Below are 24,195 nucleotides of genomic sequence, written 5' to 3' on the forward strand. Positions count from 1 at the left end.
TTTAGTATGGCAAGAACTAAGAAGATCAAAAAAGTTCTTGTTGCAAACAGGGGAGAAGTTGCAACAAGGATTATAAGGGCATGTAAGGAACTTGGAATAAAAACGGTTGCTATCTACTCAGAGGCTGACTCTAACGGTATATGGGTAAAAAAGGCAGATGAAGCTTACATGATACCTGGAGATCCGATAAGAGCCTATCTGAACTTTTACAAGATAGTGGATCTTGCAAAACAGACAAGATGTGATGGAATACATCCAGGGTACGGTTTTCTCTCTGAAAATGCCGATTTTGCCAGTTATTGTGAGAAAAGAGGTCTTATATTCATAGGCCCAAAACCTGAGCATATAGCCCTTTTCGGAGATAAGATAGCCTCAAAAAAGGCTATGAAAGAGGTTGGTGTTCCTGTTCTGCCTGGAACTGATGAGCCTATTACGGATATAGATTATGCCAAAAAGATTGCAAGAGAGATAGGTTTTCCTGTGATTATAAAGGCTGCCTATGGTGGTGGCGGTCGTGGTATGAGAATTGTTGAAAAGGAGTCAGATTTTGAGGAGCTTTTCAGATCTGCCACAGCTGAAGCTGAAAAGTTTTTCGGAAAGGGTGATGTATTTATAGAGAAGTATGTGAAAAACCCAAGGCATATAGAGATACAGATAATGGCTGATAAATACGGAAATGTTATACATCTTGGGGAAAGGGACTGTTCAATCCAGAGAAGACACCAGAAGATAGTTGAGATAGCTCCATCACCAAGGCTTAACGATGAGGTCAGAAGGGAGCTTTACAGGGTTGCTGTAAAATCAATGTTCAAGCTCGGTTATGAAAGTGTAGGAACGCTTGAGTTTCTTGTTGATGAGGATGATAACTTTTACTTTATAGAGATGAACACGAGACTTCAGGTTGAGCATACTGTAACGGAGACTGTAACAGGTGTTGATCTTGTTCAGAGGATGATACAGATAGCAGAGGGTACGAGACTTCCGTTCCTTCAGGAGGATATAAAGTTCAGAGGTTATGCTATTGAGTTCAGGATAAATGCTGAGGATCCTGATAAGAACTTTGCACCTTCTCCTGGAAAGATAACATCTTACTACTCACCAGGGGGACCTGGTGTAAGGATAGATGCCGCAGTTTATAAGGATTACATAATACCTCCTTATTACGACTCAATGATTGCTAAACTTACAGTATGGGCGTTAAGCTGGGAACAGACTGTAAACAGAGCTAAAAGAGCTTTAGATGAATTCCAGGTAAGAGGCGTTCCAACAAACCTTCCACTTTTAAGACAGATAGTAAGGGATAAAGACTTCCTGGCAGGAAAGTTTGATACAAGCTATCTTGATAGAAAGCTTCCTAAATTCAGACTCAAGCCTGAAGAAGGTAATCCTGAGGATCTCGCTGTTGTTATTGCAGCTGCTATAGCAGCTTACCATAAATTATAAGGAGGTTTAGATATGTCGGTTATCGTGGATATAAGAGGAAGAGAGGTTTTAGACTCTAGAGGAAACCCAACTGTTGAGGCTGAAGTTGTTCTTGAAAGCGGTGTTGTTGCAACAGCACTTGTTCCAAGTGGTGCATCAACAGGGGAAACAGAGGCTGTTGAGCTGAGAGATGGAGATAAAAACAGATTTAAAGGAAAAGGTGTTTTAAAGGCTGTTGATAATATAAACACTAAGATAGCTGATCTCCTTATAGGTGAAAATGCACTTGATCAGGTAAGGATAGACAGGCTTATGCTTGAGCTTGATGGTACTGAGAATAAATCAAATCTTGGAGCGAATGCTATTCTTGCTGTAAGCCTTGCGGTTGCAAGGGCGGCAGCTATGGAGCTTGATATCCCACTTTACAGATACCTTGGTGGAACAAACGCAAAGGTTCTCCCTGTACCGCTTATGAACGTTATAAACGGTGGTGCACATGCAGATAACAACCTTGATTTTCAGGAGTTTATGATAGTACCTGTTTTTGGAGGAAGATTTAAAGAAGCTCTCAGATGTGGTGTTGAGATATTCCATACATTAAAAACTGTTCTTAAGGATAAGGGATATTCAACAAATGTTGGTGATGAGGGAGGTTTTGCTCCTGCTCTAAACTCAACAAAGGAAGCGCTTGATATTCTTATGGATGCTATAAAAAAGGCAGGATACGAACCAGGTGAGGATGTTCTGCTTGCTATAGATGCAGCCTCAACAGAGTTTTATGACAAGGAAAGGAAGGTTTACAGATTTGAAGGTGAAGAGCTCACAGCTGATGATATGATCGTTCTCTATGAGGAGATTGAGGGAACATATCCTATTATATCCATAGAAGATGGTCTTGCTGAGGATGATATAGAAGGATGGAAAAAGCTTACGAAAGCTTTAGGAGATAAGATACAGCTTGTTGGAGATGACCTTTTCACAACAAATCCAAAGCTTATAAAGAAGGGGATTGAGGAGGGTATCGCGAACTCAGTTCTTGTAAAATTAAACCAGATAGGATCTCTAACCGAAACATTAGATGCTATAGAGCTTGCAAAGGTTGCAAGTTATACAAATGTTATCTCCCATAGATCAGGAGAAACAGAGGATACGTTTATTGCTGATCTTGCTGTTGCTACAAATGCAGGGCAGATAAAAACAGGGTCTGCCTCAAGAACAGACAGGATAGCGAAATACAACCAGCTCCTCAGGATAGAGGAAGAGTTAGGAGAAGATGCAGTATTCAAAGGAAAAGAGGCTTACTCGAAATTTATCAGATAAGATAAGACAGTGGCTTAAGGCGGATGTTATTCTGCCTTTTGCTACTTTATTTTTAGTTATCTATGCAGCGTACTTTCTATTCTTTGGAAAAAATAATCTGTTCAGATTTTTAGAGAAAGAAAAACAGAAGATAACGCTTCAGAAGGATATAGCCAAACTTCAGAGAGAAAACAGATATCTCGCAGAGAAGATAGATTACTTAAAAAGGGATATATTTTTTATAGAAAAAAAGGCGAGAGAAGATCTTGGACTTATCAAGGATAATGAAGAGATATACATTATTGTGGATAAGGATATAAAAAACCAGGAAAGAAAAGAGAGATGGATAGACAGAATTATCAGAAAGTATCAGGAGTTCAGGATCAGATAGATCTTATCAGAGATAAAGATATCTTTCTTTTTGATCTTGATGGAACTGTTATTGACTCATCAAAGGATATAGCTGTAGCCGTCAACTACACACTTGAAAAACTCGGTAAAGATCCTCTGGAAGAGAGCGAGATAATAAAGCATGTCGGATACGGTGGAAGAAGATTGATGGAAGGTGTTCTTAAAAAGGATGATCATCTACTGATAGACAGGGCTGTAAGTATATTCAGAGAGTATTACTTTAAAAATCCTGCTGAATATACAGTTCTTTACCCTTATGTTGAAGATCTTTTTATTGAGCTTAAGAGGAAGGATAAAAAGATAGGCATCGTTACAAATAAGTATGAGGATATATCAAGGAGGATTATTGAGAAGCTTGGCGTAGATAGATATCTCGATATCCTTTTAGGTGGAGACAGTGTTGAAAGGAAAAAGCCAGATCCATATCCCGTTTTGTATGCTGTTGAAAAGCTCGGTTCAAAGCCTGAAAAATCAGTTATGATTGGTGACAGTGAGGCTGATATACAGGCGGGAAGATCAGCAGGTCTGACAACAGTCTTTGTTACGTACGGATTTGGGAAAGAGGAGAAGGTGATAGTTCATAATCCAGATTTTGTAATAGGTGATATCTCTCAGCTCCTTGATCTATTTAGCGGTTAGGTTGTGTACTCTGCATTTATCTCAACATACCTGTATGTAAGATCACAGGTGTAATAGGTCCATTCAGATTCTCCCCTTTCAAGATAAAGATCAATTGTGATCTCAGAATTCTCCTTCAGATATCTGACAGCACCTTCCCTGTCATAATCAACAGGTTCACCGCTGTATATAAGGTAATCACCTATATACAGCTTTACATTGGAAAAATCTATATCCCTGTGGAGCTGTCCCACAGCTGATAAAATTCTTCCCCAGTTAGGATCGTTACCAAACATTGCTGTTTTGAAAAGGTTTGATCTTGCTATAGCCTGACCTACCTCTTTTGCTTCCTCTTTACTTTCAGCGTTATGTACATTTATCTGTATAAGTTTTGTAGCTCCTTCACCATCTTTAACTATCATTTTTGCAAGCTGTAGGGCAACCTCGTAAAGTTTTTTAGCAAACTCTATTTTGTTTTTATCATTTATCTCAAGATCAGACTCTCCTGTAGCAACTACAAGAAAGCTGTCATTTGTACTTTCGCATCCGTCAACATCTATAGAGTTAAAGGTTCTCTCAACAACAAGTTTTGATGCTTTCTCAAGAAGTGATTTATCTATCTTTACATCTGTAAATATGTAGGCAAGCATAGTTGCCATGTTAGGATGGATCATCCCTGCCCCTTTCGCTATACCTTTAATATGGAATGTCTTTCCATCTATCATTCCTGAGGTCTGATAGAACTTTGGGAAAGAATCTGTGGTCATTATTGCCCTTGCTGATCTTTCAAGATCCCACCTTTCAAGGTTTTTCACAGCCTCCTTTATCCCTTTCTCAACCTTATCCATAGGAAGCTGAACTCCGATAACACCTGTTGAGAAAACAAGAACCTCTTCCTTATCTATATCAAGAAGGTCAGCAACAATCTCAGCCATCCTTTCTGCATTTCTTAAACCTTCCTCTCCTGTCGCAGCATTTGCGTTTCCGCTGTTTACAACAATAGCACTGATCTCATCCTGTATTTCCCTTACCATACGGTCATACTGGACAGGTGCTGCTGAAAGAGAGTTCTGTGTTAAAAAGACAGAGTAAACGGAAGATGGAAAACTCATAACAAGTATGTCATAGTCTCCAGAAGGTTTTATTCCTGCTTTTGATATTCCCGCTTTTATATCCATCATGCTATCCACTCATCATCATCAAGTCCAAAGTCGGTCTCAAAGTATTCCATGTCTGGTTCAACCTCAGGTAGATCATCTTCCATAGCGATCTCTTCATTCTCTATCTTTTCCTCAATGTTTTCTACTTTTTCGGAGATCTCTTCAAGTTTTTCTTCTATGTGTGAGATCTCCGCTTCAGAAATACCTGTTTCCCTTGCAACATCCTCAGGTATTATTTTATCGTCTAAAAGAATATTAAACAGACTCATACCTGCAAATGTTCCAAGTAACGATCCTAAGAAGCCGGATTTGAAAGACTGTCCTGAAGACTGTTCTGTAAGATTTTTGTTCTGTATCTGTTCCGTTTCAGCTTTCTGTGAAAGCGATCTCATCTCAAGCTTTTTTACTCTCTCATCAAGTTCGTCTATCTTCTCTGAGATCTTCTCGATAAGAATGGCCATCTTTTTTAAAGTTTTTTCTGTATTTTCCATAGCATCCCTCCTACTCTTTTATCATCCTTTCTTTCAGAGCATTTTTAAGTTTTAAGTTCATAAGGTTATCAGACCTCTTTGAAAAATATCCAAAGTCCCAGATCTCAATTTCCGGATTGATGAAGTACTCACAGTCATAGTATACAGTATCTTCCTCTTTATCTCTCACTGCAACGGGGGTGTAGGAGAGTTTTTCGTATATCATATTGAGAACATCTTTTTCCTGTATAGAGGTTATTGAAGACTTTGTTTTTACATCCCCTTTTATGCCACAGACCTCTTCCTCCTCTTCCATCCAGAGAGAGGAACCTAATGCTATATGGGAGGATAATGCAAGGCCATCCTCAAAAGGTGTTACGGTTATTATATTTTCAAGCCTTGAAAGTATAGTATTCATATACTCATCATCTATATGTTCTAAAAGATCCTCACCTATAACAACAAGATTTTTTATCTTTCCATCCTCAATACCTTTAAATATCTCTGGAAGGTATATGAGTCTTTTTATTTTATGGTAAACACCGTAAGCGTTTCTTTCAGGTGGGATAATAAATACAGAGACATCATCTTTTTTTGATATTCTCCCAAGTATTTTACCTGCTTCAAAGGCTTTCTTCCCTTTTAATGAGGATGTTGAGTATATAACAGCCGTTTTTTTATTGAAACTGATATCTTCAAGTTTTTTTAAGGCCTTCTCATTTTCTGACTGTATAATCTGAGGGAAGTACTTATTTATTCTTTCCGCTTTCTCACCTATGTATATGATCTGTTTGTCTCTGCCTATCTCTTTACCTTCAAAGTTAAGTTTGTGGAAGTAGTAGGATAAAACCGGATTTGTACCGGTTATATCATTTCCAACTATTACTACAAGTTCCGCATCAATAAGCTCCTTCTCATCAGGTATCTCATATTTCTTTCCTGCTGTTTCTCCAAATCCATCAAGAACAGGAATTAATGTTAATGTTACTGAAGATGAGACTTTTACACCTGCTCTTTCTGCTATTTTATTTACTACCTCAAGGGAGTGATTTCCGCTGTAAGGTGAGACTATTATGGCTGTTTCAAGGGGTGAGCTGTTTATTATCCCGGCTGTTTTCTCTACAGCCTCTTCTAACGGTATATGGCTTCCTTTTAAAAGGCCTCCCTTAAGTCTGTTTTTATCTGATATATCATAGCCGAGATACGCACCTGAGCATATATCAAGGTCTGCTGTTGATCTTATCCTGTATATCTTTCTTCCATCATGATCGATGGAAACAGGACAGTTCAGGCTGCACATACCGCAGTATGATACTGTCTCTTTTAATAGCCATGCCCTTGTTTTAAATTTGAAAGGTTTGAATATAATTGCCCCGACAGGACATATATCAACACAGAGACCGCAGAACTCACATCTACTCTCTGTGTCCATAGGCTTTTTATCAGGTGATATAACCGTCTCAAAACCTCTCTCTTCCTGGAATAGAGCGTCTGCCCCAACAACATTCTTACATACGGATACACATCTCAGACACAGAACACATCTGTTTGATATAAACTCAAAGTAATCACTTTCCCAGTCTTCCTCAGGTCTTATCTTATCAAAAGGTGTGAAAGGTGTGTTGTTTATCTGTGGACCGTAGTAAGTTCCCCAGTTCTGGAGATCGCACTCACCTGCTTTATCACATACTGGACAGTCAAGAGGATGCCTTGTAAAGAGCATCTCAAGTATAAACTTTCTGTCCTTTTTTACCTCTTCATTCTCGGTCTCTATCTCCATACCATCGTATACTTTTGTTCCACAGGCTATTATAGTTGTTTTCCATTTCTTATCGTAGACAAGACACATTCTGCATCCACCATATACAGGAAGTTTAGGATGATAGCAGAATGTTGGAATGATTTTGTTTATCTTTTTTGCAGCTTCAAGAACGGTTGTGTTTTCAGGAACCTCTAACTGAACTCCATCAATAACAACCTTTACATTCTTCATACACTCCTCACAGTCACAGATGGTAAACAATAAGAAATGATAATACAGTATTACTATTTATGGCAAATGGAGTTCAGTTATTTTTTCTCAAGAAGTGTTTTAAGTTTTGCGAATGGAGATTCTTCCCTCACCATCTCCTGTTCACAGTTGCATGGATTCTCGTTTCTGTTTGATCCGCATACAGGACATATACCTTTACAGTCTTCATCACAGAGAGGCTTCATAGGTGTTTTTACAAGAATCTCCTCCCTTAAAAGCTCGCTCACATTAAAATGTTCCTCATCCTCAAGGTACTCAACAATAAGATCCTCTTCGTGAAGCTCAGAGTCGCCGTCAAGCTTCTTTTTTGAGAGGAATATTGAGCTTGTACCTTTTAGATCCATAACAAAAGATTCAAGACATCTTCCACACTCAAGCTTGATATCGCTGTTTATTGTAAGTGATACAAGGTAACCATCCTTCTCTTTTATTATATACATATGAACATCAACGCTGTCCTTTTCAGAGCTATACTCCTCCGGTAAAGAGAGGCTTTTGAAGGACACTGAAAAATCCTTCTCTATAAACTGGTCATTCTGAAGCTCTTTTTTAAGGTTTAAGAATACAGGCATTTTAACCACCTCTTTTAACAAAACTTTCGGCATAAATTTATGCAGTAATAATTTTAATTCAAGTTTAAGAAAAAGCTGTGAAAAAATGGTATCATAGATATATGATTCTGAACGACAGAAAAATCAGAGAGCTTATAGAGAGTAAAGAGCTTCTTATAGATCCTCTAGATGCTGTTCAGATACAGCCTTCCTCAGTAGATCTTAGACTTGGTAATGATTTTCTTATATACCCTGAGGATATAGAGATTTTGGATGTTAGAAATCCAGATCTTCACAACCAGCTTAAAAAGGTTGTTGCAGATGATGAGGGTTTTATTATTCAGCCAAAACAGTTCATACTTGCAACAACAAGGGAGTACATAAAGCTTCCGGACTATCTTACAGCTTTTGTTGAGGGAAGATCATCACTTGGCAGACTTGGACTTTTTATTGAGAATGCAGGATGGGTTGATGCAGGTTTTGAGGGAAATATAACCCTTGAGTTTTACAATGCAAACTCAAGACCTTTAAAGATCTATCCAGGTATGAGGATATGCCAGCTTGTCTTTGCTAAGATGGAAGAACCTGCAGAAAATCCTTACAGAGGAAAATATCAGGGACAGAGAGGCACGACGGCCTCCCGTATATTCTTAGATAAAGATTAATTGCATCTGTCAGCTCCATACTCCTGAACACACAGCCAGCCTATAAGTATCTGGTATGCGTAAGGTGCACACTCTGCGTGATCCCAGCCGTCTGGACCTACAAGTGATGAGTAAACAACTTCAGGGTCTATAAACTCGACATCAGGTGCTCCAGCCTGTACAAACTTCTGGTAGGTCTCATATGCTAAAGCCTGTGGAAGTATATTGTCTCCACCACAGTGGATGAAAACCATCTTCATCTTTGGAACCCAGTCATCAACGTTGTTATCCCTGAGAGCTACTTTGAATGGATTATTGTCATTTGTTAGATAATCGTTAACAGCTTCAGGTTTAAAAAAGTCAGTAACCTCAAATATGTCACTGCCTGGTGTTTTCCCTACAGCAGCAAACATCATACCGTAGATCGTGTTACCATCCTTTGTTTTATCAAAATATGATGGAAGCTGATTTATAAAAGTGTCCTGTATGAGATCGGCGAGATTTATATAATCGTAAGTCTGGGAGTATGCGTAAACAACATATGCAGGGAAAGGTGGAAATGTTAGAGCAGGTGCCGTTACAATGGCTGCTCCCATTTTTTCAAGATCGTAAACGCCGGCCATAGGAGCAACACCTTTCAGGTCAAAATATCTGTAAAATGTCTGGATTTTCTTTGCAGCAGCCATAGTTGCATACCCACCTTCAGAGTAACCTGCCAGATATACCTCTCTTTTAATGTGATAACCGTTTTTCTCACAGAACTCTAAAACAGCTCTTATAAGGTCTATAACTGAGTTTGCAAGGGACTGTTCAAGCATATACGTGTGGTAGTGATCCTTAGACTCTCCATAACCTATATAGTCAGGCATTACAGTTGCAAAACCTAAAAGTCCAGTATATGGAAGAACTGTTGAGAATGTTGTACTTGATGGTTTTCCTCCATTTCTTAATGCCTCCAGATCTGAGGAAAAAGCGTTTGTTGGAGCTTCGCTGTCTAAGAATATTGTTCCGTGCTGGTCTGATATTATTGGGAAAGAGTAAAGACCTCTTAATGCTGGATCCAGTGAGTCAATGTCGGGAATAACAAGAAGCCCGGAGGCTTTTATCTTCTGATTATTGTCGTCTAAAGTCCAGTAGGTTATCCTGTACGCCTTTAGACCAAATATAGTTTTACCGGTTGTGTCTATACCTGATGCCTGTAGGAAGCTGTTTACAGTATCTTTATCAAGACTTCCTATCTCCTCAGCCTGGATGAAAGGTTTTGGAACAACATATGTATCATTTTTACACCCAGCTAAGAACAGACCTGAAATTAAAAAGAAAAACAAGAAAAGATATCTTCTCATGACCTTCCCTCCATTTATCTTTATATTCCTGCTATAGCTTCAATCTCAATAAGGGCCCCCTTTGGTAGGTTACTCACCTCTACTGTAGCCCTTGCTGGTTTATGATTTTTAAAGTACCTTCCATAAACCTCGTTAACCTTCTGGAAGTCATCAATGTTTTTGAGATATATGGTTGTCTTTATTACATGTTCAAATGAAAGACCAGCCTCTTCAAGAATACCTTTTATATTTTCCATAACCCGTTCAGTCTGTTTTACAATGTCTCCACCAATAAACTCCTCTGTCTGGGGATCTATAGCTATCTGACCTGAAATGAATATAAGACTTTCATACTTTACAGCCTGTGAGTAGGGGCCTATCGCTTTTGGTGCCTTTTCTGTCTCAATTATCTGCATTTTCAGTCCTCCAGCTGTTCAAGTTTTATTTTACCTTCGTAAAGGGCTTTCCCTACAACAACACCGTAAACACCGTATTTTTTTAGATCATAAAGTTTTTTTAGATCCTCAACAGATCCGACACCACCTGAGGCTATAACGGGATGCTTGAGGTTCTGTGCAAGATATTTTGTTCCCTCTATATTCGGGCCTACCATAGCTCCGTCCCTGTTAACATCAGTGTATAAAAAGCCCCATATATCCAAATCATCAAACATCCTCGCAAAATCAAGTGGGGTATACTCTGTTTTTTCAAGCCATCCTTTTATTGCAACTTTTCCATCTTTAGCATCTATCCCAACAATAACTTTTCCGGGATATGCCGATACTATCCTTTCAAACTCCTGTCTGTTCTGGTATGCAAGGCTACCTATAACAACCCTTTCCACACCTGTTTCTACAATACTTTTTACAGCTTCAAAGCTTCTCAACCCTCCACCAAACTCAACAGGGATGGAAACAGTTTTTACTATATCTTTTACTATGTCAATATTCTTTGGTTTTCCTTCAAATGCTCCATCTAAATCCACAATATGGAGATGTTTTGCTCCTTTCTCCTCCCACTGTTTTGCAACAGATACAGGATCATCACCATAAACCGTTACAGCCTCAGGGTCTCCTTTGTAAAGTCTGACAGCTTTTCCATCTTTGATATCAACAGCAGGAATAACAAAAGATCTTAATCCCATAAATACCTCCTAAAATCTGAATATTTTATAAAGTGAGAATAGGCCAAATAGAATGGCAAATACCAGTATTATATCTCCTAATGCGGTTTTCCCTGCAAGAAAGAATATCCCAGATGAGATCAAAAGACCTATAAACACTATGGCAACAGCTATCTTCTGTGTCTGGAATCTGTAAAACTCCTGAAGTTCCTCAAGATCTTTAAATATTATGCTGAATGTTAGCCTTTCCCTTATCAGAAGTCTGTATATATTCTCAAGTTTAAATATTCCGTAGTAATAAAGCTCTGTTGCTGTTTTCAGCTCTAAAAGCTTTTCCTTTATATAATCCTTTGTTGATAGTGTTATAAACTTTCTAAGCCTTTTTGTTGGGTTGAACTCAGGGTAGAGTGATCTTACAGTTCCTTCAAGGTTTATTGCTGTTTTCCCAAGGTAAGATATCTCCATAGGAAGTCTTAGATGGTTATTTCTAACAATATCTATAACCTCAAGAACCATCTCTTTAAGATCTATCTCATCAAGCTGTTTGTTGTAATACTTCTCAAGGAATGTTTCCACATCCTGCTCTAACTCCATAATGTCTGTTTTGGGTGTTATCATGTTGAGACCTTCATAAAAATGCATTGCAAGGTTAACATCAAGTGTTGTTACAGCGATTATATAGTCATAAAAAAGTCTTTTTTTCTCCTTTGGAAGTCTTGAGATCATACCGTAATCTACAGCACATATCCTTCCGTCATCCATTACAAAGATATTTCCAGGATGGGGATCGGCATGGTATATACCATCAACAAATACCATCTTAAAGTAAGCATCTGTAAGCTCTTCAGAGAGCTTTTTCAGTGAGAAACCTCTTTTAACAAGCTCCTCAGTCTCTGATATCTTTATGCCCTCTATAAACTCTGTAACAAGTATCTCCTCGTGTGTTAAGGATGTGTAACATTTAGGTACATAGAACTGGGGGTAGTTTTCAAAGTTCTTTCTGAAAATCTGGATGTTCTGTGCCTCTATCAGGAGGTTTGCTTCCCTTAATGTTGTTCTTTTAAACTGGTGTATGAGAGCCGGGAGATTCAGTTCTTTTACAGTTTTTGAGTGTCTCTCAAGGAATCTGACAAGTATGAGCATAAGCTCCGAATCAAGATTTATAAGCTCTTTTAAACCTGGCCTCCTTATCTTTATCGCTACTTTTTCACCTGTCTGGAGATAACCTGTGTGAACCTGTGAGATTGATGCAGAGGCTAAAGGTTCAGGATCAATATATGAGAAAATTCTGTCCAGGTCTTCACCGTAGTTTCTTATAAGAATCTTTTCTATAGTCTCAAATTCTATGGGGGCTACTTTGTCCTGGAGTTTTATAAGCTCCTTTATAACCTCCTGTGGAACAAGATCCGGCCTTGTGCTGAGAACCTGTCCTAACTTTATAAATGAAGGTCCAAGTTTTTCAAGGGCTTCTCTCAGCCTTTTTGGTCTTTTTGTTTCATCTATCTCAAGGCCGAAAAGAAGCTGGAAGTACTCATAAACATTGTAAAATCCAAGTTTTGATAGTGTTGTGCTGATCTCTTTAAATCTTTTTAAAAGCCTTATATTCTTTCTAAACATCTTTCAAAATACTATTCCCTGATTTTCAAGTAGTTTTTTCATCTTGATCGCTGTATCCCTTATCTCCCACTGGGCGTGAGGGTCTGTTCTCTTTGTTATAAAATCCTTTATCCAGTAAAGGGTTCCGGAAACTACTATTGTTGTTTTTCTACCATGGGGAAGTATGAATCTTGCATCCTCCCTTTTTACCTTTCCCCTATAAACAGCAAAATCGTAGACGATCTGTGAAAGCTGATCATTGAGAGTAAACAGCTCTTTCAGGCTTATACTCTCCTTATCGGAGAATGATCTTAAAAGTCTGTCTGTTCTTGTTCTTATCTCATCTTTTATCTCCTGTTTTGTGTCCGCACCTAAAACCTCATTCAGGATTTTGTCTATGATCTTAAGGAATTCCTCTGTTACTGATTTTATCTTTATCTCTGAACTTTCAACGGAGGGAGGAATAACAAGACTGTTCTCATCTTCCTTTACATACCTCTGGCTTCTCTGGGAGTAGTTAAGAGCTGTATGCCTGACGAGCTGGTGTGTCATCGTTCTTGATACATTGTCTATGAAAAAAACAGCGTACCCGTCATAATCTTTTATCATTCCTATAAGTGTGACATTGTCCTCCTTTCCTAAAGGCTGAATGGGAATATCATACTCAGCCATTTTGTTGAATGTCTCAAAGTAGATCTTTTCATCTATATCAAGCAGTCTCTCAAGGTAATGTCTGAGTGATATACCGATAACAGTTGGATACTTTGGGTTGTAGTGTGATTTAAAGTTTGTTGCTGATATTTTTAATGCAAGTATCCTCGCCTTTTCATACTTTGGAAGATCTTTCAGACTATCTTCAAGAAGTCTGTCCAGCTTATCCTCAGGAAGTTCCGATAGATCTTTATATGCAAAAGAGTGGGCAAAAACGGAGAAATGTTTGTAGTTTCCAAGTTTTGAAAGAAATTTAGCTCTCTCTTCCTTTGATACGATCCTTGGATCGTTCAGAAGATAATCAAGATCTCCAGATGAGTAGCATGTTCTTGCTCCTAAAGCTGTAAATGGGATGGAATCCTTAAAATCCTCTAAGCTGAAAACCTCCTCAAGTCCCATGAAAAACTCCTTACTTTTCTTTGTCTTAAGTATAATACCATTAACAGCTCATATTTCTCATCATTAGCTGTTTTATATTCTCTGCATACTTGATTCCTTCACTCTCTGCGTGGAGAACATCCTTTAAGGATACACCTAACTTTCTGCAGAGATATTTAAGCTGTTCATATGAGCTTGTCTCTATAGCTTCTGCTGTTTTAAGTAATAGACCAAGCTCGTTTTTCTCCTCAATCAGGGCTTCTTTTATCTTTTTGCTCAGTTTTATATCTTTAAGTATCTCCTCCTTGTTAAGTCCTAAAAGTGCATCTATAAGGGATAACATACCTGTAAGATAAGCCATCTCAGGAAAATCCTTTTCTATGCTTATCTTCTTAGCTGTTATCTCCATCATCCTCGCCCTTACAAGGGCCAGATCAAGCAGAGGATTATCCGCTATAGGACATTTCGCTTCTGCATATAGCATCAGAAGGATCCACATCTTAAGCTGATCTGTTCCAATCATTGATATTGCATGTGTTATCGTTTTTATCTCTTTTCTGAATGAGAAAAATGCTGAGTTTACAAACTTTAAAAGGTTAAAACAGATCTTAACATCCTTTTTCATTATCTGTTCAACCTTTTTAAGGTCAACATTTTCTTTGTTCAGTTCTTTAAGTATCTCCAGCAGTGTTGTCTCAAAAGGATCAAACCTTTTGTGTGTGATAATAACGGGTTTTGCAAAGAAAAAACCCTGAAAAAGATCAAAATCAAGTTTAAGAGCCTTCTGGAAAGCTCTGTAGTCCTCAACCTTTTCAGCAAGGATATATATGTTTGGGAATTTTTTTCTGATATCTCTTATTATTTTTTCGGTAAGGTCGTCAGGTGTGTTCATCAGGTCTATCTTTACGTAATCAGCAACATGTAGGAGTCTAACATTGTCCTGAGAAGGTAGAAAGTCGTCAAGTGCTAATCTGTAACCTTTTTTCTTCAATAAGGTCAGTTTTTCTATTATGCTGTTGTCTACCGCTGTCTCTTCAAGTATTTCAAGAACTATATTTTCAGGTTTTATAAGTTCCAGAATGTTTGATTGTATAACCTCGTTGCTTATGTTTATAAAAACCTTTTTATTCCCTGCGATATTCTGAATGCCTATATTGTTAAATATATTTACTATTACCCTTGATGTGGCTGATCTGCTGTTTTCTATCCGTGCAAAATCTTCATAACTTGTTCTGTAGAGTAACTCATAGGCGATTACTTTTTTGTTTTTGTCTAATATAGGCTGTCTTCCCAAGTATACATAACTTTCTCTGTCTTCAATCATTTTATTATTCTCGTCTTATTTGTTTATAATTATAAATCAAAAATTTTTAAGGTAAATAATGATGAAAAAGATAAAAATTTCTGGAAAAAAACTGGTTATAAAAAAAGGTGATATTACAGAGGAAGATACGGAGGCTATAGTTAACGCTGCAAACTCATCGCTTATGGGTGGTGGAGGGGTTGATGGTGCTATTCATTCTAAGGGAGGACCTGTTATACTGGAGGAGTGTAAAAAGATAAGGGAGACAGAATATCCTGAAGGTCTTCCGACAGGAAAGGCTGTTATAACATCAGGAGGTAACCTGAAAGCCAGATACGTTATACATACTGTAGGTCCTGTATGTTCTTCAGGAAAACTTACAGAGGATAAAGCAAGGCTGTTAAAAGATGCCTATTACAACAGTTTGAGGCTTGCATCGGAAAGAGGAATAAAAACGATAGCATTCCCTTCTATAAGCACGGGAGCCTACAGATGCCCTGTAGAGGAATCATCAAAGATAGCCTTGAAAACAGCAATAGATTTCCTTAAGGAAGACAGAACAGTTCAGGAAGTGAGATTTGTTTTATTTACGGACTATATTTATGAGATATACAAAAAATCTCTTGAAGAGCTTGTAAAGTAATGGGACTTGATCTTCACTTTATGGATTTTGTTATTCTGGGGATAATTCTGTCTATAGTAAGTGTTTACGCCTACTTTAGATACAGGGAAGAAAAGCACAAGGAAGAGAAGATGCTTATTCCTAATCTTCTCTCATACAGGGAAAAGTATATTAAAGAGAGGGAGCTTTACACTAAAAGGGCTGAGAAATTTAAAGAGAAGATGATGAAAGTTGAGGAGGAGTTTGAAAAGATAAGGAAAAATATACCGAACTACAGATGGACGGAAGAGGAAAAGGAGGTTCTCAGAAATCTGAAAGGAACTGAGTTTGAGAGGATATTTACGGTAATCTTTCAGCTCCTTGGTTTTAAGGTTTACGAACCTCCTGTTTATAAAGATCATAATATTGATATCATTGTAGAGCTGTCAGATAATAGAAGAATATGTGTTGATTTTCTTGATTACACGCAGAGGAAAAAACTGGGTGAGGATTATATAAAAGAGCTTATAAAAGGTAAAGAAAAGTACCGTTGTGACGGAGTATGGCTCTTAACAAACAGGTTTCTCGACGACGAGATAGAGGAGATAATTTTTAATTATGATATAAATCTATTTGAGTTTAACCAGCTTGTCAGATTTTTCCCATCTTACAGGCTTGTTGATGATTATGATGAGAACAGAACTAAATTTCATAACTATGAGCTACTTTATAAAGAGACGCATGATGAGGTTATAAGAAGAGATCTGTGGATAAAAGAAGTTGAGGAGAAGATAAAAGAAATAAAGAAAAAAAGAGGAGAAAATGAGGATTAAATATATCTTTTTAGTGGGGTGTATCATGGTTTATACAGCTTTAGCAGGAACGTTTACTGAAAAGGATGGTGTTTATATAGAGAAGCTTGATAACGGTGCTACTGTTATTGTTAAGGAAAGGGAGGATACGAAGGCTGTTGCTGTTCAGGTATGGTTTGGTGTTGGTTCTGTTTTTGAAAATGATAAAGAAAGGGGTCTTTCGCATTTCCTTGAACATATGCTTTTCAATGGAACTAAATATACAGAGCCAGGTGAGATTGAGGCGGAGATAGAGAAGAAAGGTGGAAATATAAATGCGGCTACAAGTTATGACTTTACCTATTATCATATTGAGATAGCATCTCCTTTCTGGGAGGAGGGATTACAGTATCTTTACTATATGACGACAGCTCCTCTTCTCGCTGAGGATATGATAAAAAAAGAGAAGCCTATTGTTCTGGAGGAGTTAAACAGGCATCTTGATAACCCTAAAAACCTTCTATGGGATACTTTCAACAAACTTGCCTATAAGGTGAGTAACTATAAGCATCCTGTTATAGGATACAGAGAGACAATAGAGAAATTTGATAGGAAACTTGTTACAGATTACTTTTACTCACATTACGTTCCATCAAACAGTTATATAGTTATAGTTGGAAATATTGACAGGAATAAAGTTATAAACAAAGTCAGACAGACTTTTGGTTCTGTTAAAGGTAAGCATTACACACCACCTTCTGTTCCTTTAGAAAAACCTCAGAGAAAGATAAGAAAAAAGGTACTGAAGAAGGATCAGATAACGAGAGCCTATGTGGCGATAGGCTGGCATGCTCCTCCTGTAGGAAGTGATGAGAGCTTTACAGCTACAGTTCTGGAGGAGATACTTGTTGGTGGGAGAACATCCGTTCTTTATCAGGAGTTAAAGGAGAAGGGTCTTGTTCAGGCTATTTACGGTGGTTATTTAGCCCATAGAGGAACGAGTCAGTTTCTTTTTTACTTTGTTACCTCTCCAGAAAAAGTTGATAAGGTTAAAGGGGAGATATTCAGGATACTGGAAGAGTACAGAAAAAATGGTGTTGATCTGTCTGTAGTGGAAGATGCAAAGAAAAAAATAGTAAACAGGGAGATATTTGCGAGGGAAGAGGTTACACATGATGCAGAGTCTCTGGGTTATGCAGCTTCCGTTGTTGGAGATATATACTACGATATTGACTACACAGAGAGGATAAGGAAGGTTAAGAAGGAGGATGTTGATAGATTTTTAAGGAATTATCTGAAGGATAACAACTATACAGAGGTTCAGCTTTTACCTGAGTGATTACAGGAATTTCTTTAACTCTTCAGGTGGTATGGGAGGCTGAAGGTAGTAACCCTGCCCGTAGCATATACCTGTGTTCAGTATCTTTTCAAGAATCTCTCTGTTGTTTATATACTCGGCAACAACCTTTATGTTAAGGTCATCTGCAAAATGTTTGATAGCCTTTACTATGGAATAAGCTTTGTTATCAACATCTATCTTCTGTATCAGACTTCCATCTATTTTAAGATAGTCCGGGTTTAACTCTATTATATGGCTGAAGTTTGAGTAACCTGCTCCAAAATCATCTATTGCTATTTTGCATCCGATAAACTGGAGTTTGCTTAGCTGTTTTTTGAAAACATCGTAATTTTCTATCTCCTCAGACTCAAGTATCTCTATTGTTAGTCTACTTGCCTCGTCCTTCTCAAACATATCAGCAAAGAGTTTTATTATATCCTCGTTGTATATATCCATAGCGGAAAGATTTATACTTATCTCAACATCCTTATACTTCTGGAGGATCTTTTTGTTAAACTCTATTATCTTTTTCGTGATATCCACATAGATGTAAGTTCTTTTAATTGGTGGTATAAACTCATTTGGATACAGAACTTCCCCATCCTTTGTGATGATCCTTACCAGAGATTCAAACTTTACAGCTGTTATTGTACTCAGGTCTATAATAGGCTGATAATGGCAGACAATCCTGTTCTCCTCAACAGCCTCTTTTATCACGTTTATATTCTTTTCACTTACCTTTAAGGCAACGTTGTACACCTCTATCCTGTTTCTCCCCTTCTGCTTTGCACTGTAAAGTGCGATATCAGCATGTTTTATAGCTTCCTCTATTGATTTTTCATGCTCGTAGAAATTTATCCCTATGGATACGGTAACCTTAAGTTTTATATTTTCTATATCAAAGGGATAAAACTCTATCTCATTTTTTATTCTTTTTGCCAGGTTCAGGATGTTCTTTTTGTATTCTGGTGATACAGGGTTTGCCCGAATTAGAAGTAAGAACTCCTCACCTCCGTATCTGATAAGTATGTCGTTATCTCTGATACATCTGTTTATCCTTTTTGTCAGCTCTTTAAGAACAAAATCACCTATCTCGTGGCCGTAGGTATCGTTTATCTTTTTAAAATGATCTATATCTATAACGAACACTGTAAAGGGGTAGAACTTGAAAAGATCAGAGTTCTCATAAAGGAAAAGTCTGTTATAAGCCCCTGTTAGGGGATCGTAGTACATCTTTTTCAGTTTTTTCTCATACCTGAAAAACTGGTAGATCGATACTATAAAAGATACTAGAACGAAGGAGATTCCTATAAGAAGAGCGTTCTGTATCTTCCTTACAATCTTTTTTATCTCGTGGAGCTTTTCTATAGAAAAATCAAGAACAATGAGACCTTTAACCTCATTATTCTGAACAATAGGTTTTATGTAGGTGATCCAGAGAAAGTCTATAAGTTCCTGTTTTATGATAAGATCCCTTTTTGTCTCAAAAACTTTGTACCATTCAGGATTAAAAATATCAAACTTCTGCCAGTATCTTCCCCTATCCTCAAGTGATATATCTAAAAGGTATCGTAACTTCCCATCTTTATCTCTGTATAGAATGTATGCATACTTAACATCAGGTGTAAGAAAAAGGGAGAACATCTTCTCTATCTCCCTTCTTGAGGAAGGATTCTGGAAGATGTACTTTATGTCCTGTCCGGAAGATTTAAAGAGGATGGCTTTTCTCAGATTGTTTAAAGGCTGTGAAATCCCCGGTATAACAGCATCGTTTATTATGCTGTCCTCTATAATCTTTCCAAATTTCGGAATGAGTATATATGAACCACCTAAGATCAGGAAGATAAAGATAAACATGTAAGAAAGATTGAGAAGATGCTTCCTGCTTCTCTCTACCATAAGTTTTTTTCACTCTCTATAAACTGGATAAGTTCCTGCGGTGGCGTAATATTGAATCTTTCCAATCTTTCCCTGATAAGAATAATATTTGGTCTTCCTTTATGCCAGTAAAGGGCCCCTATAACATTGTGGTTGTATTTAAGAAGATAGTATTTTGTGGTAAATATTGGCTTATTTCCACATTTTTCTACAGGGAACTTCTTTGTCAGTATTACAATATCAGCCTTTTCACAGCTGTCTATAACTCTGAGATTATGGGAATGTCTGAACATATCCTTTATACCGTCTGTTATGAACACATTTATATCTTTTTTATCCATAACAAATGTACATATTTTCTCTATTATCCTCGCCTCTACTCTCTTATCCCCTGTGTATTTAGAGGCTATCGCTACTTCCGTAATAATAAGCAGTAACAGCAGTATAATCTTCTTCATTAAAAGAACCATTTAAATATAATCGTAAACCGTCTATCCACCGTTGAGTACTTGAAGTTATCAATAAGGGTTGGTGTTTTTAACGCTTTATTTAAAAGGTTATCACCCTTTATAGATATCTCTTTACTATCATCAATATGGAAAGTTAAAGCTGTGGTCAGATCATAGCCATCTTTGATCCTGTAGGTTGATACACTGTAACCTTTTCTGTAAACAAGTCCTGTGTAAAGATCAAACCTGTTTCTTGTATAGAATAGTTTAATATGACCTCCCTGGTCTGGGCCAAGTTCAACGTCATCAAAATTTGTATCTGCCAGAAAGTAATTGAGAATTATTTTTGTGTTTTTGCCTGCTTTAATGCTGTAATCAAACGATATGAACTTGTACCTGAGTGTTGTATTTTCATTGTAGTATGCAAGTGTTACCGGATTTAAGACTATCTGGTTTTTTGTTATTGCATAACCTCCTACAATCCCAAACTTCTGGTTTTTTCCTTTAAATGTTATCTCAGAAGTCCATATCTTGTTTCTCTGTTTTCTGAGGGAAGGTTGGGTAACGATCTCTAAGAATACAGGTGGTGTGTAATAGACGGAAGCAAAACTTTTAAAAGATATAAAATGGTTTGAAAAGAGTATTATGCCTACCCTTGCTGTAAGGCCGTTTATATCTCTAAACTGTTTTTTCCTCTCATATCTGTCATATTTGATGCCGGCAATCAGCATATTTTCAGGAGAGAAGTAATAGCTGTTTTCAACGAATATTGAGTATAGATTTTCAGAGTTCTGGGTAAATAATGAGATTCCACCGTATCTGATCTCGTCTATCTTATACCAGCTTCTCTGGTACTTTAATCCTAAGAAAAGCTCATTGTTTGGTCTGCTGAAATTTTTGTACACCTCAATACCGTATCTCTTTTCATAGGTGCTGTTCTCATATCCTTTCACATACTCTGTTGGATTGGAAACTATTATGAAATTAAGGGGAGTAAAGCTCTCCTGGTAGGTATAGGATTTTATATCATCGTAAAAAAGTATCAGCTTGAGTGATCTATCATCGAGATGTTTTGATGTTAGAGATATGTAGTTATGTCTTCCTGTAAAATCATCCTTATCCGGAGCTCCTCTGTAAGAAAAACCTCTGAATAGATCAGCATCCTTATACATACCTGAGTACTCAAATACTAAATCTTTATATCTGAAGTATGTGTAAGTGAAGAAGTTACTGATTTCCTGTCTTATATCTTTATACTCGTTTCTGTACTTCTTCCATCTTATTGAGTTTTTACCTGTGTAGACGAAGAAGGATGTGTGATCGTCCAGCTCCTTGCCGTAATAGGAATTAATACCGTATCCCTTTCTTGAAGATAGGAATGTTCCTAAGTATCCACCGTTCTCCCTTTCCGGTGGTTTTGTGTACAGCTTTATTATCAGACCTGCCGTTTCATTGTTGAACCTTATAGCACTTTCGCCCTGGTATATCTCTATATGATCTACAAAATCTAAAGGGATCTCACCCCATATCGGGAATGGTGTCCTTCTGTATACAGAACTTACCTCGTGGTCGTTTATATAAAGTCTTATTGTTGTATTGTTTATAGGGTACATTGTTGCGTAAGCGATCACATTTTCACCGAGCATATTTTTCTGGAGGATAAAAAATCTGATTATCTTCAGAACATCTTCAAGTGTGTAAGCCTGCATCTTTTCAAGATCTTCTCTGGTGAAAATTATGAGATGCCCTTCAGATTCAAGCTTTGTTTTTTTTGATAGCTCTGACTTCTCCCTGTACTCCTCAAGGATATCGGTGATAGAATTACTGTAGGACTGTCCTGTCAAAAACAGCACCAGCAAACATAATACAACAGTAACTCTTAACATTCTTTAACTTTCCTTTTTACAGCCTCATAAAGCTGTGGGGTGTTTATACTAAGGTAAGATGATAGATCTCTATCTATGTTTAATATTTTATCTTCAAAAATCTTTTTATGCCTGATTAATTTTATCCATCTATAAAGCGATCTAATACCTTTTTCGTGATAAGCTTCTCTTCCCTTGAGTAATGCGGACTTTCTGTAAACGGTGTTTAAAGGCTGAAACTTCCCTTTTATTACGGGGATAACCGCTTCGTAATCATCTATCTCATCTATTAGAAATGGTATTATATCTGGTTTCAGTAAAGGTGTATCACAGGTTGATATAAACACAAGATCATGATTTATGTGATCTATACAGCTTATTATCCCGTTCAGCGGACCAGAGTAAGGTTCTATATCCTTTACAAAGACAAAATCAGCCTTAAGATCGTACGTTTCCTTCATATAAAGGTCTTTTTCCCTGTTTCCAGAGATTATTATCTGGTCACAGTATATATCTAACTTCTCAAGTATATGCCTGAGGAATGTTTTACCACACAGCTCCAGGAAAGCTTTATCCCTTCCCATTCTTTTACTCTCTCCCCCTGCCAGAACAACTCCTGTAATCATCACAGCTCTCCAAGAAGGGCTTTTATATTTATATACTCTACATTTGTGTTGTATATTGACTCCACAGCTTCAATCTCTGAGTTCAATGAGTCTCTGATTGCTATTATAAGATCAGATATATCTCTTTTACCTTCTAAAAACTCCATTTTTGAGATCTGAATATTCATACCATGTTTGCTCTTTAAAGAGTTGTTAATCAGATTGTAAATATACCTGTTTTTCTTTATTCTGTAATAGCTTGATAGAAGCTGGTACCTCAGTAAATTCTCAATGTATCTTATCTCTTCTTCTATGGAGACCTTTTTCAGCTGGGCTTCTAAAACGATCTGTTCCTGTCTTATAGTTCTCCATATCGGTATATTGACCCCAATTCCTACAGAAAAGCTGTCCTGAAGTCTGTCTTCAGGTGTTGTTCTGAGTGAGAGTGAAAGATCAGGATAGTAGATCATCTTTGAGAGTTTAAGTGATTTACTTAATCTTTCCAGTCTTTTTCTGTAGCTCTGTAGCAGTGGACTTTTGTCTTTCATCTCCTCAAGAAGCGTTTCAGGTGTAACATCTATATTTACGATCTTCAGGTTTATGTTTATATCGTTAAGTGTGTCATTTATAAGTGACTCAATATTTGAGAACTCTATCTTCTCATCTATGAGAAGACTCTGTTTTTCCTTATATAGATTTTCCACTATTATTAAAAATTTTAATCTGTCACCGTAGCTAAAATTTTCTTCTATCTCTGACTTTATCTTTTCTGTCAGTTCAATATACTTCTTGTATATCTTTATCTTTTCCCTTATAAGCCATAGTCTGTAAACAGATTCATATATCTTCTGTATGATCTCATTTTTCTTTGAAAGGAGAAAAAAGTATTTCTCCTCATAATTTTTTGTCTCTATCTGGTAGATGGTATCTAATTTTTTTGGGTAAGGGATTTTCTGTGAGATTTTGAATGTAACAGCTCTATATGGTTTTTCAAAGGCATCCCTCCCACCAAATGTGAGAGAGATAGACGGGTTAAAAAGTTTTCTGGCTACTTTTGCTTTTTTCTCCTGTATCTTCAGCTCTTTTTCAATCTTCCTTATTTCAGGGTTGTTTTTTCTCGCCTTATCAATAAGCTCCTGTACACTATCCCCATAACTGAAGGAAGCCACGCAAAAAAAAAGCAGTAAGGCTACTTTTGCCTGCATTCCTTACATATTCCAAATATCTCTAAACGGTGGAACTCAGGTTTAAAATCATACTTGTTACATATCTTATCCTGTAGTTTCTCAATCTCATCTGAATGAAACTCTATAATCTTTCCACATTTTTTACATATGAGATGGTCGTGGTGTTCCTTGAGAGCCACTTCATATATGGTTTTGTTTCCGTACTTGATAACCTCGTTAACGAGACCCATCTCTTTAAGAATGTTGAGTGTTCTGTAAACTGTTGCCCTGGATACGCTCATATTCTTTGTTTTGATCTTGTGGATAAGATCCTCAATCTCAAAGTGACCTTTTGTGGAAATTATCTTTCTGAAGATAGCTTCCCTCTGGGGAGTGTACTTTAAACCAGACTTTTTGATGTAATGTTTAAATTCCTTCAAAAGTTCTGATTTTTTCAT

Annotated in this window: 24 protein-coding genes; 8 read left to right on the forward strand and 16 right to left on the reverse strand. The window is 37.2% G+C overall.

Annotation, left to right across the window (positions count from 1 at the left end; all coding sequences use genetic code 11):
* Positions 1-6: 6 nt before the first annotated feature.
* Genes accC through PERMA_RS08125 form a run of 4 tightly spaced genes read left to right on the forward strand, consistent with a single transcriptional unit; the run spans position 7 to position 3,771 of the window.
* Entirely contained in the window at positions 7-1,443 is a 1,437-nt protein-coding gene (gene accC / locus PERMA_RS08110) for an acetyl-CoA carboxylase biotin carboxylase subunit (RefSeq protein WP_012675766.1), read from the forward strand.
* Positions 1,444-1,455: 12 nt separating this feature from the next.
* Positions 1,456-2,742, forward strand: a complete 1,287-nt coding sequence (gene eno / locus PERMA_RS08115; protein ID WP_012675524.1) for a phosphopyruvate hydratase — start codon at positions 1,456-1,458, stop codon at positions 2,740-2,742.
* Positions 2,696-3,112 (forward strand): FtsB family cell division protein, encoded by a 417-nt coding sequence (locus tag PERMA_RS08120; RefSeq protein WP_015898963.1) that lies wholly within the window; start codon positions 2,696-2,698, stop codon positions 3,110-3,112. The genes eno and PERMA_RS08120 overlap by 47 nt, the downstream gene beginning before the upstream one ends.
* Complete coding sequence (locus PERMA_RS08125) at positions 3,064-3,771, forward strand: HAD family hydrolase (RefSeq protein ID WP_012676424.1); 708 nt, start codon at positions 3,064-3,066, stop codon at positions 3,769-3,771. Before PERMA_RS08120 ends, PERMA_RS08125 begins: the two co-directional genes overlap by 49 nt.
* On the opposite strand, the gene argJ is transcribed toward PERMA_RS08125, so the two are convergent.
* From argJ to PERMA_RS08145, 4 genes are all read right to left on the reverse strand, one after another.
* Positions 3,768-4,928 (reverse strand): bifunctional glutamate N-acetyltransferase/amino-acid acetyltransferase ArgJ, encoded by a 1,161-nt coding sequence (gene argJ / locus PERMA_RS08130; protein ID WP_012675741.1) that lies wholly within the window; start codon positions 4,926-4,928, stop codon positions 3,768-3,770. The two genes, PERMA_RS08125 and argJ, sit on opposite strands and share 4 nt — an antisense overlap.
* Positions 4,928-5,401: a hypothetical protein gene (locus PERMA_RS08135; RefSeq protein WP_012675954.1), complete on the reverse strand. Its 474-nt coding sequence runs from the start codon at positions 5,399-5,401 to the stop codon at positions 4,928-4,930. Before PERMA_RS08135 ends, argJ begins: the two co-directional genes overlap by 1 nt.
* Positions 5,402-5,411: 10 nt before the next feature.
* Positions 5,412-7,373: a 2Fe-2S iron-sulfur cluster-binding protein gene (locus PERMA_RS08140; RefSeq protein ID WP_012675819.1), complete on the reverse strand. Its 1,962-nt coding sequence runs from the start codon at positions 7,371-7,373 to the stop codon at positions 5,412-5,414.
* Between the two features lie 77 nt (positions 7,374-7,450).
* The gene (locus PERMA_RS08145) at positions 7,451-7,984 is read right to left on the reverse strand and encodes a YceD family protein (protein WP_012676947.1); all 534 of its coding nucleotides are present in this window, start codon (positions 7,982-7,984) and stop codon (positions 7,451-7,453) included.
* Positions 7,985-8,085: 101 nt separating this feature from the next.
* Between PERMA_RS08145 and dcd the strand changes: the two genes are divergently transcribed.
* Entirely contained in the window at positions 8,086-8,628 is a 543-nt protein-coding gene (gene dcd / locus PERMA_RS08150; protein WP_012676099.1) for a dCTP deaminase, read from the forward strand.
* Here dcd and PERMA_RS08155 read toward each other — a convergent pair.
* The 6 genes from PERMA_RS08155 to PERMA_RS08180 are packed head-to-tail and all read right to left on the reverse strand — an operon-like array spanning position 8,625 to position 15,064.
* Positions 8,625-9,953, reverse strand: coding sequence for an alpha/beta hydrolase (locus PERMA_RS08155; protein ID WP_015898859.1), 1,329 nt, complete (start codon positions 9,951-9,953; stop codon positions 8,625-8,627). The two genes, dcd and PERMA_RS08155, sit on opposite strands and share 4 nt — an antisense overlap.
* Before the next feature lie 20 nt (positions 9,954-9,973).
* A complete protein-coding gene (locus tag PERMA_RS08160; protein ID WP_012675451.1) occupies positions 9,974-10,348 on the reverse strand; it encodes a RidA family protein in 375 nt (124 codons plus the stop codon).
* 2 nt (positions 10,349-10,350) lie between these two features.
* A complete protein-coding gene (gene hisA, locus PERMA_RS08165; protein ID WP_012676575.1) occupies positions 10,351-11,076 on the reverse strand; it encodes a 1-(5-phosphoribosyl)-5-[(5-phosphoribosylamino)methylideneamino]imidazole-4-carboxamide isomerase in 726 nt (241 codons plus the stop codon).
* Positions 11,077-11,085: 9 nt separating this feature from the next.
* Positions 11,086-12,672 carry an ABC1 kinase family protein gene (locus PERMA_RS08170; RefSeq protein ID WP_012676662.1) on the reverse strand — a complete coding sequence of 529 codons (1,587 nt, stop codon included), beginning with the start codon at positions 12,670-12,672 and terminating at the stop codon, positions 11,086-11,088.
* Between the two features lie 3 nt (positions 12,673-12,675).
* Positions 12,676-13,761: an FAD-dependent thymidylate synthase gene (locus tag PERMA_RS08175; RefSeq protein ID WP_012675770.1), complete on the reverse strand. Its 1,086-nt coding sequence runs from the start codon at positions 13,759-13,761 to the stop codon at positions 12,676-12,678.
* A gap of 40 nt (positions 13,762-13,801) precedes the next feature.
* Positions 13,802-15,064 carry an EAL and HDOD domain-containing protein gene (locus PERMA_RS08180; RefSeq protein WP_012676903.1) on the reverse strand — a complete coding sequence of 421 codons (1,263 nt, stop codon included), beginning with the start codon at positions 15,062-15,064 and terminating at the stop codon, positions 13,802-13,804.
* 61 nt (positions 15,065-15,125) lie between these two features.
* Here PERMA_RS08180 and PERMA_RS08185 point away from each other — a divergent pair, with 61 nt between their 5' ends.
* The 3 genes from PERMA_RS08185 to PERMA_RS08195 are packed head-to-tail and all read left to right on the forward strand — an operon-like array spanning position 15,126 to position 17,774.
* Positions 15,126-15,686, forward strand: coding sequence for an O-acetyl-ADP-ribose deacetylase (locus tag PERMA_RS08185; protein ID WP_041531141.1), 561 nt, complete (start codon positions 15,126-15,128; stop codon positions 15,684-15,686).
* Positions 15,686-16,477: a restriction endonuclease gene (locus PERMA_RS08190; RefSeq protein WP_012676086.1), complete on the forward strand. Its 792-nt coding sequence runs from the start codon at positions 15,686-15,688 to the stop codon at positions 16,475-16,477. Before PERMA_RS08185 ends, PERMA_RS08190 begins: the two co-directional genes overlap by 1 nt.
* Positions 16,467-17,774, forward strand: a complete 1,308-nt coding sequence (locus PERMA_RS08195) for a M16 family metallopeptidase (RefSeq protein ID WP_041530921.1) — start codon at positions 16,467-16,469, stop codon at positions 17,772-17,774. The genes PERMA_RS08190 and PERMA_RS08195 overlap by 11 nt, the downstream gene beginning before the upstream one ends.
* On the opposite strand, the gene PERMA_RS08200 is transcribed toward PERMA_RS08195, so the two are convergent.
* From PERMA_RS08200 to PERMA_RS08225, 6 genes are read right to left on the reverse strand one after another with little or no spacing between them, the layout of a single operon-like run.
* Entirely contained in the window at positions 17,775-19,673 is a 1,899-nt protein-coding gene (locus PERMA_RS08200) for a putative bifunctional diguanylate cyclase/phosphodiesterase (RefSeq protein ID WP_012676714.1), read from the reverse strand.
* A complete protein-coding gene (locus tag PERMA_RS08205; RefSeq protein WP_012676437.1) occupies positions 19,667-20,110 on the reverse strand; it encodes a hypothetical protein in 444 nt (147 codons plus the stop codon). The genes PERMA_RS08200 and PERMA_RS08205 overlap by 7 nt, the downstream gene beginning before the upstream one ends.
* Positions 20,110-21,987: a TonB-dependent receptor gene (locus PERMA_RS08210; RefSeq protein WP_187146664.1), complete on the reverse strand. Its 1,878-nt coding sequence runs from the start codon at positions 21,985-21,987 to the stop codon at positions 20,110-20,112. Before PERMA_RS08210 ends, PERMA_RS08205 begins: the two co-directional genes overlap by 1 nt.
* A complete protein-coding gene (gene mobA, locus PERMA_RS08215; protein WP_012676223.1) occupies positions 21,981-22,592 on the reverse strand; it encodes a molybdenum cofactor guanylyltransferase in 612 nt (203 codons plus the stop codon). The genes PERMA_RS08210 and mobA overlap by 7 nt, the downstream gene beginning before the upstream one ends.
* A complete protein-coding gene (locus tag PERMA_RS08220; RefSeq protein ID WP_041530923.1) occupies positions 22,592-23,776 on the reverse strand; it encodes a TolC family protein in 1,185 nt (394 codons plus the stop codon). The genes mobA and PERMA_RS08220 overlap by 1 nt, the downstream gene beginning before the upstream one ends.
* On the reverse strand, positions 23,761-24,195 hold the full coding sequence (locus tag PERMA_RS08225) for a Fur family transcriptional regulator (RefSeq protein WP_012675397.1): 435 nt from the start codon (positions 24,193-24,195) through the stop codon (positions 23,761-23,763). The genes PERMA_RS08220 and PERMA_RS08225 overlap by 16 nt, the downstream gene beginning before the upstream one ends.

The organism is Persephonella marina EX-H1, assembly GCF_000021565.1.
GTDB classification, from domain to species: domain Bacteria; phylum Aquificota; class Aquificia; order Aquificales; family Hydrogenothermaceae; genus Persephonella; species Persephonella marina.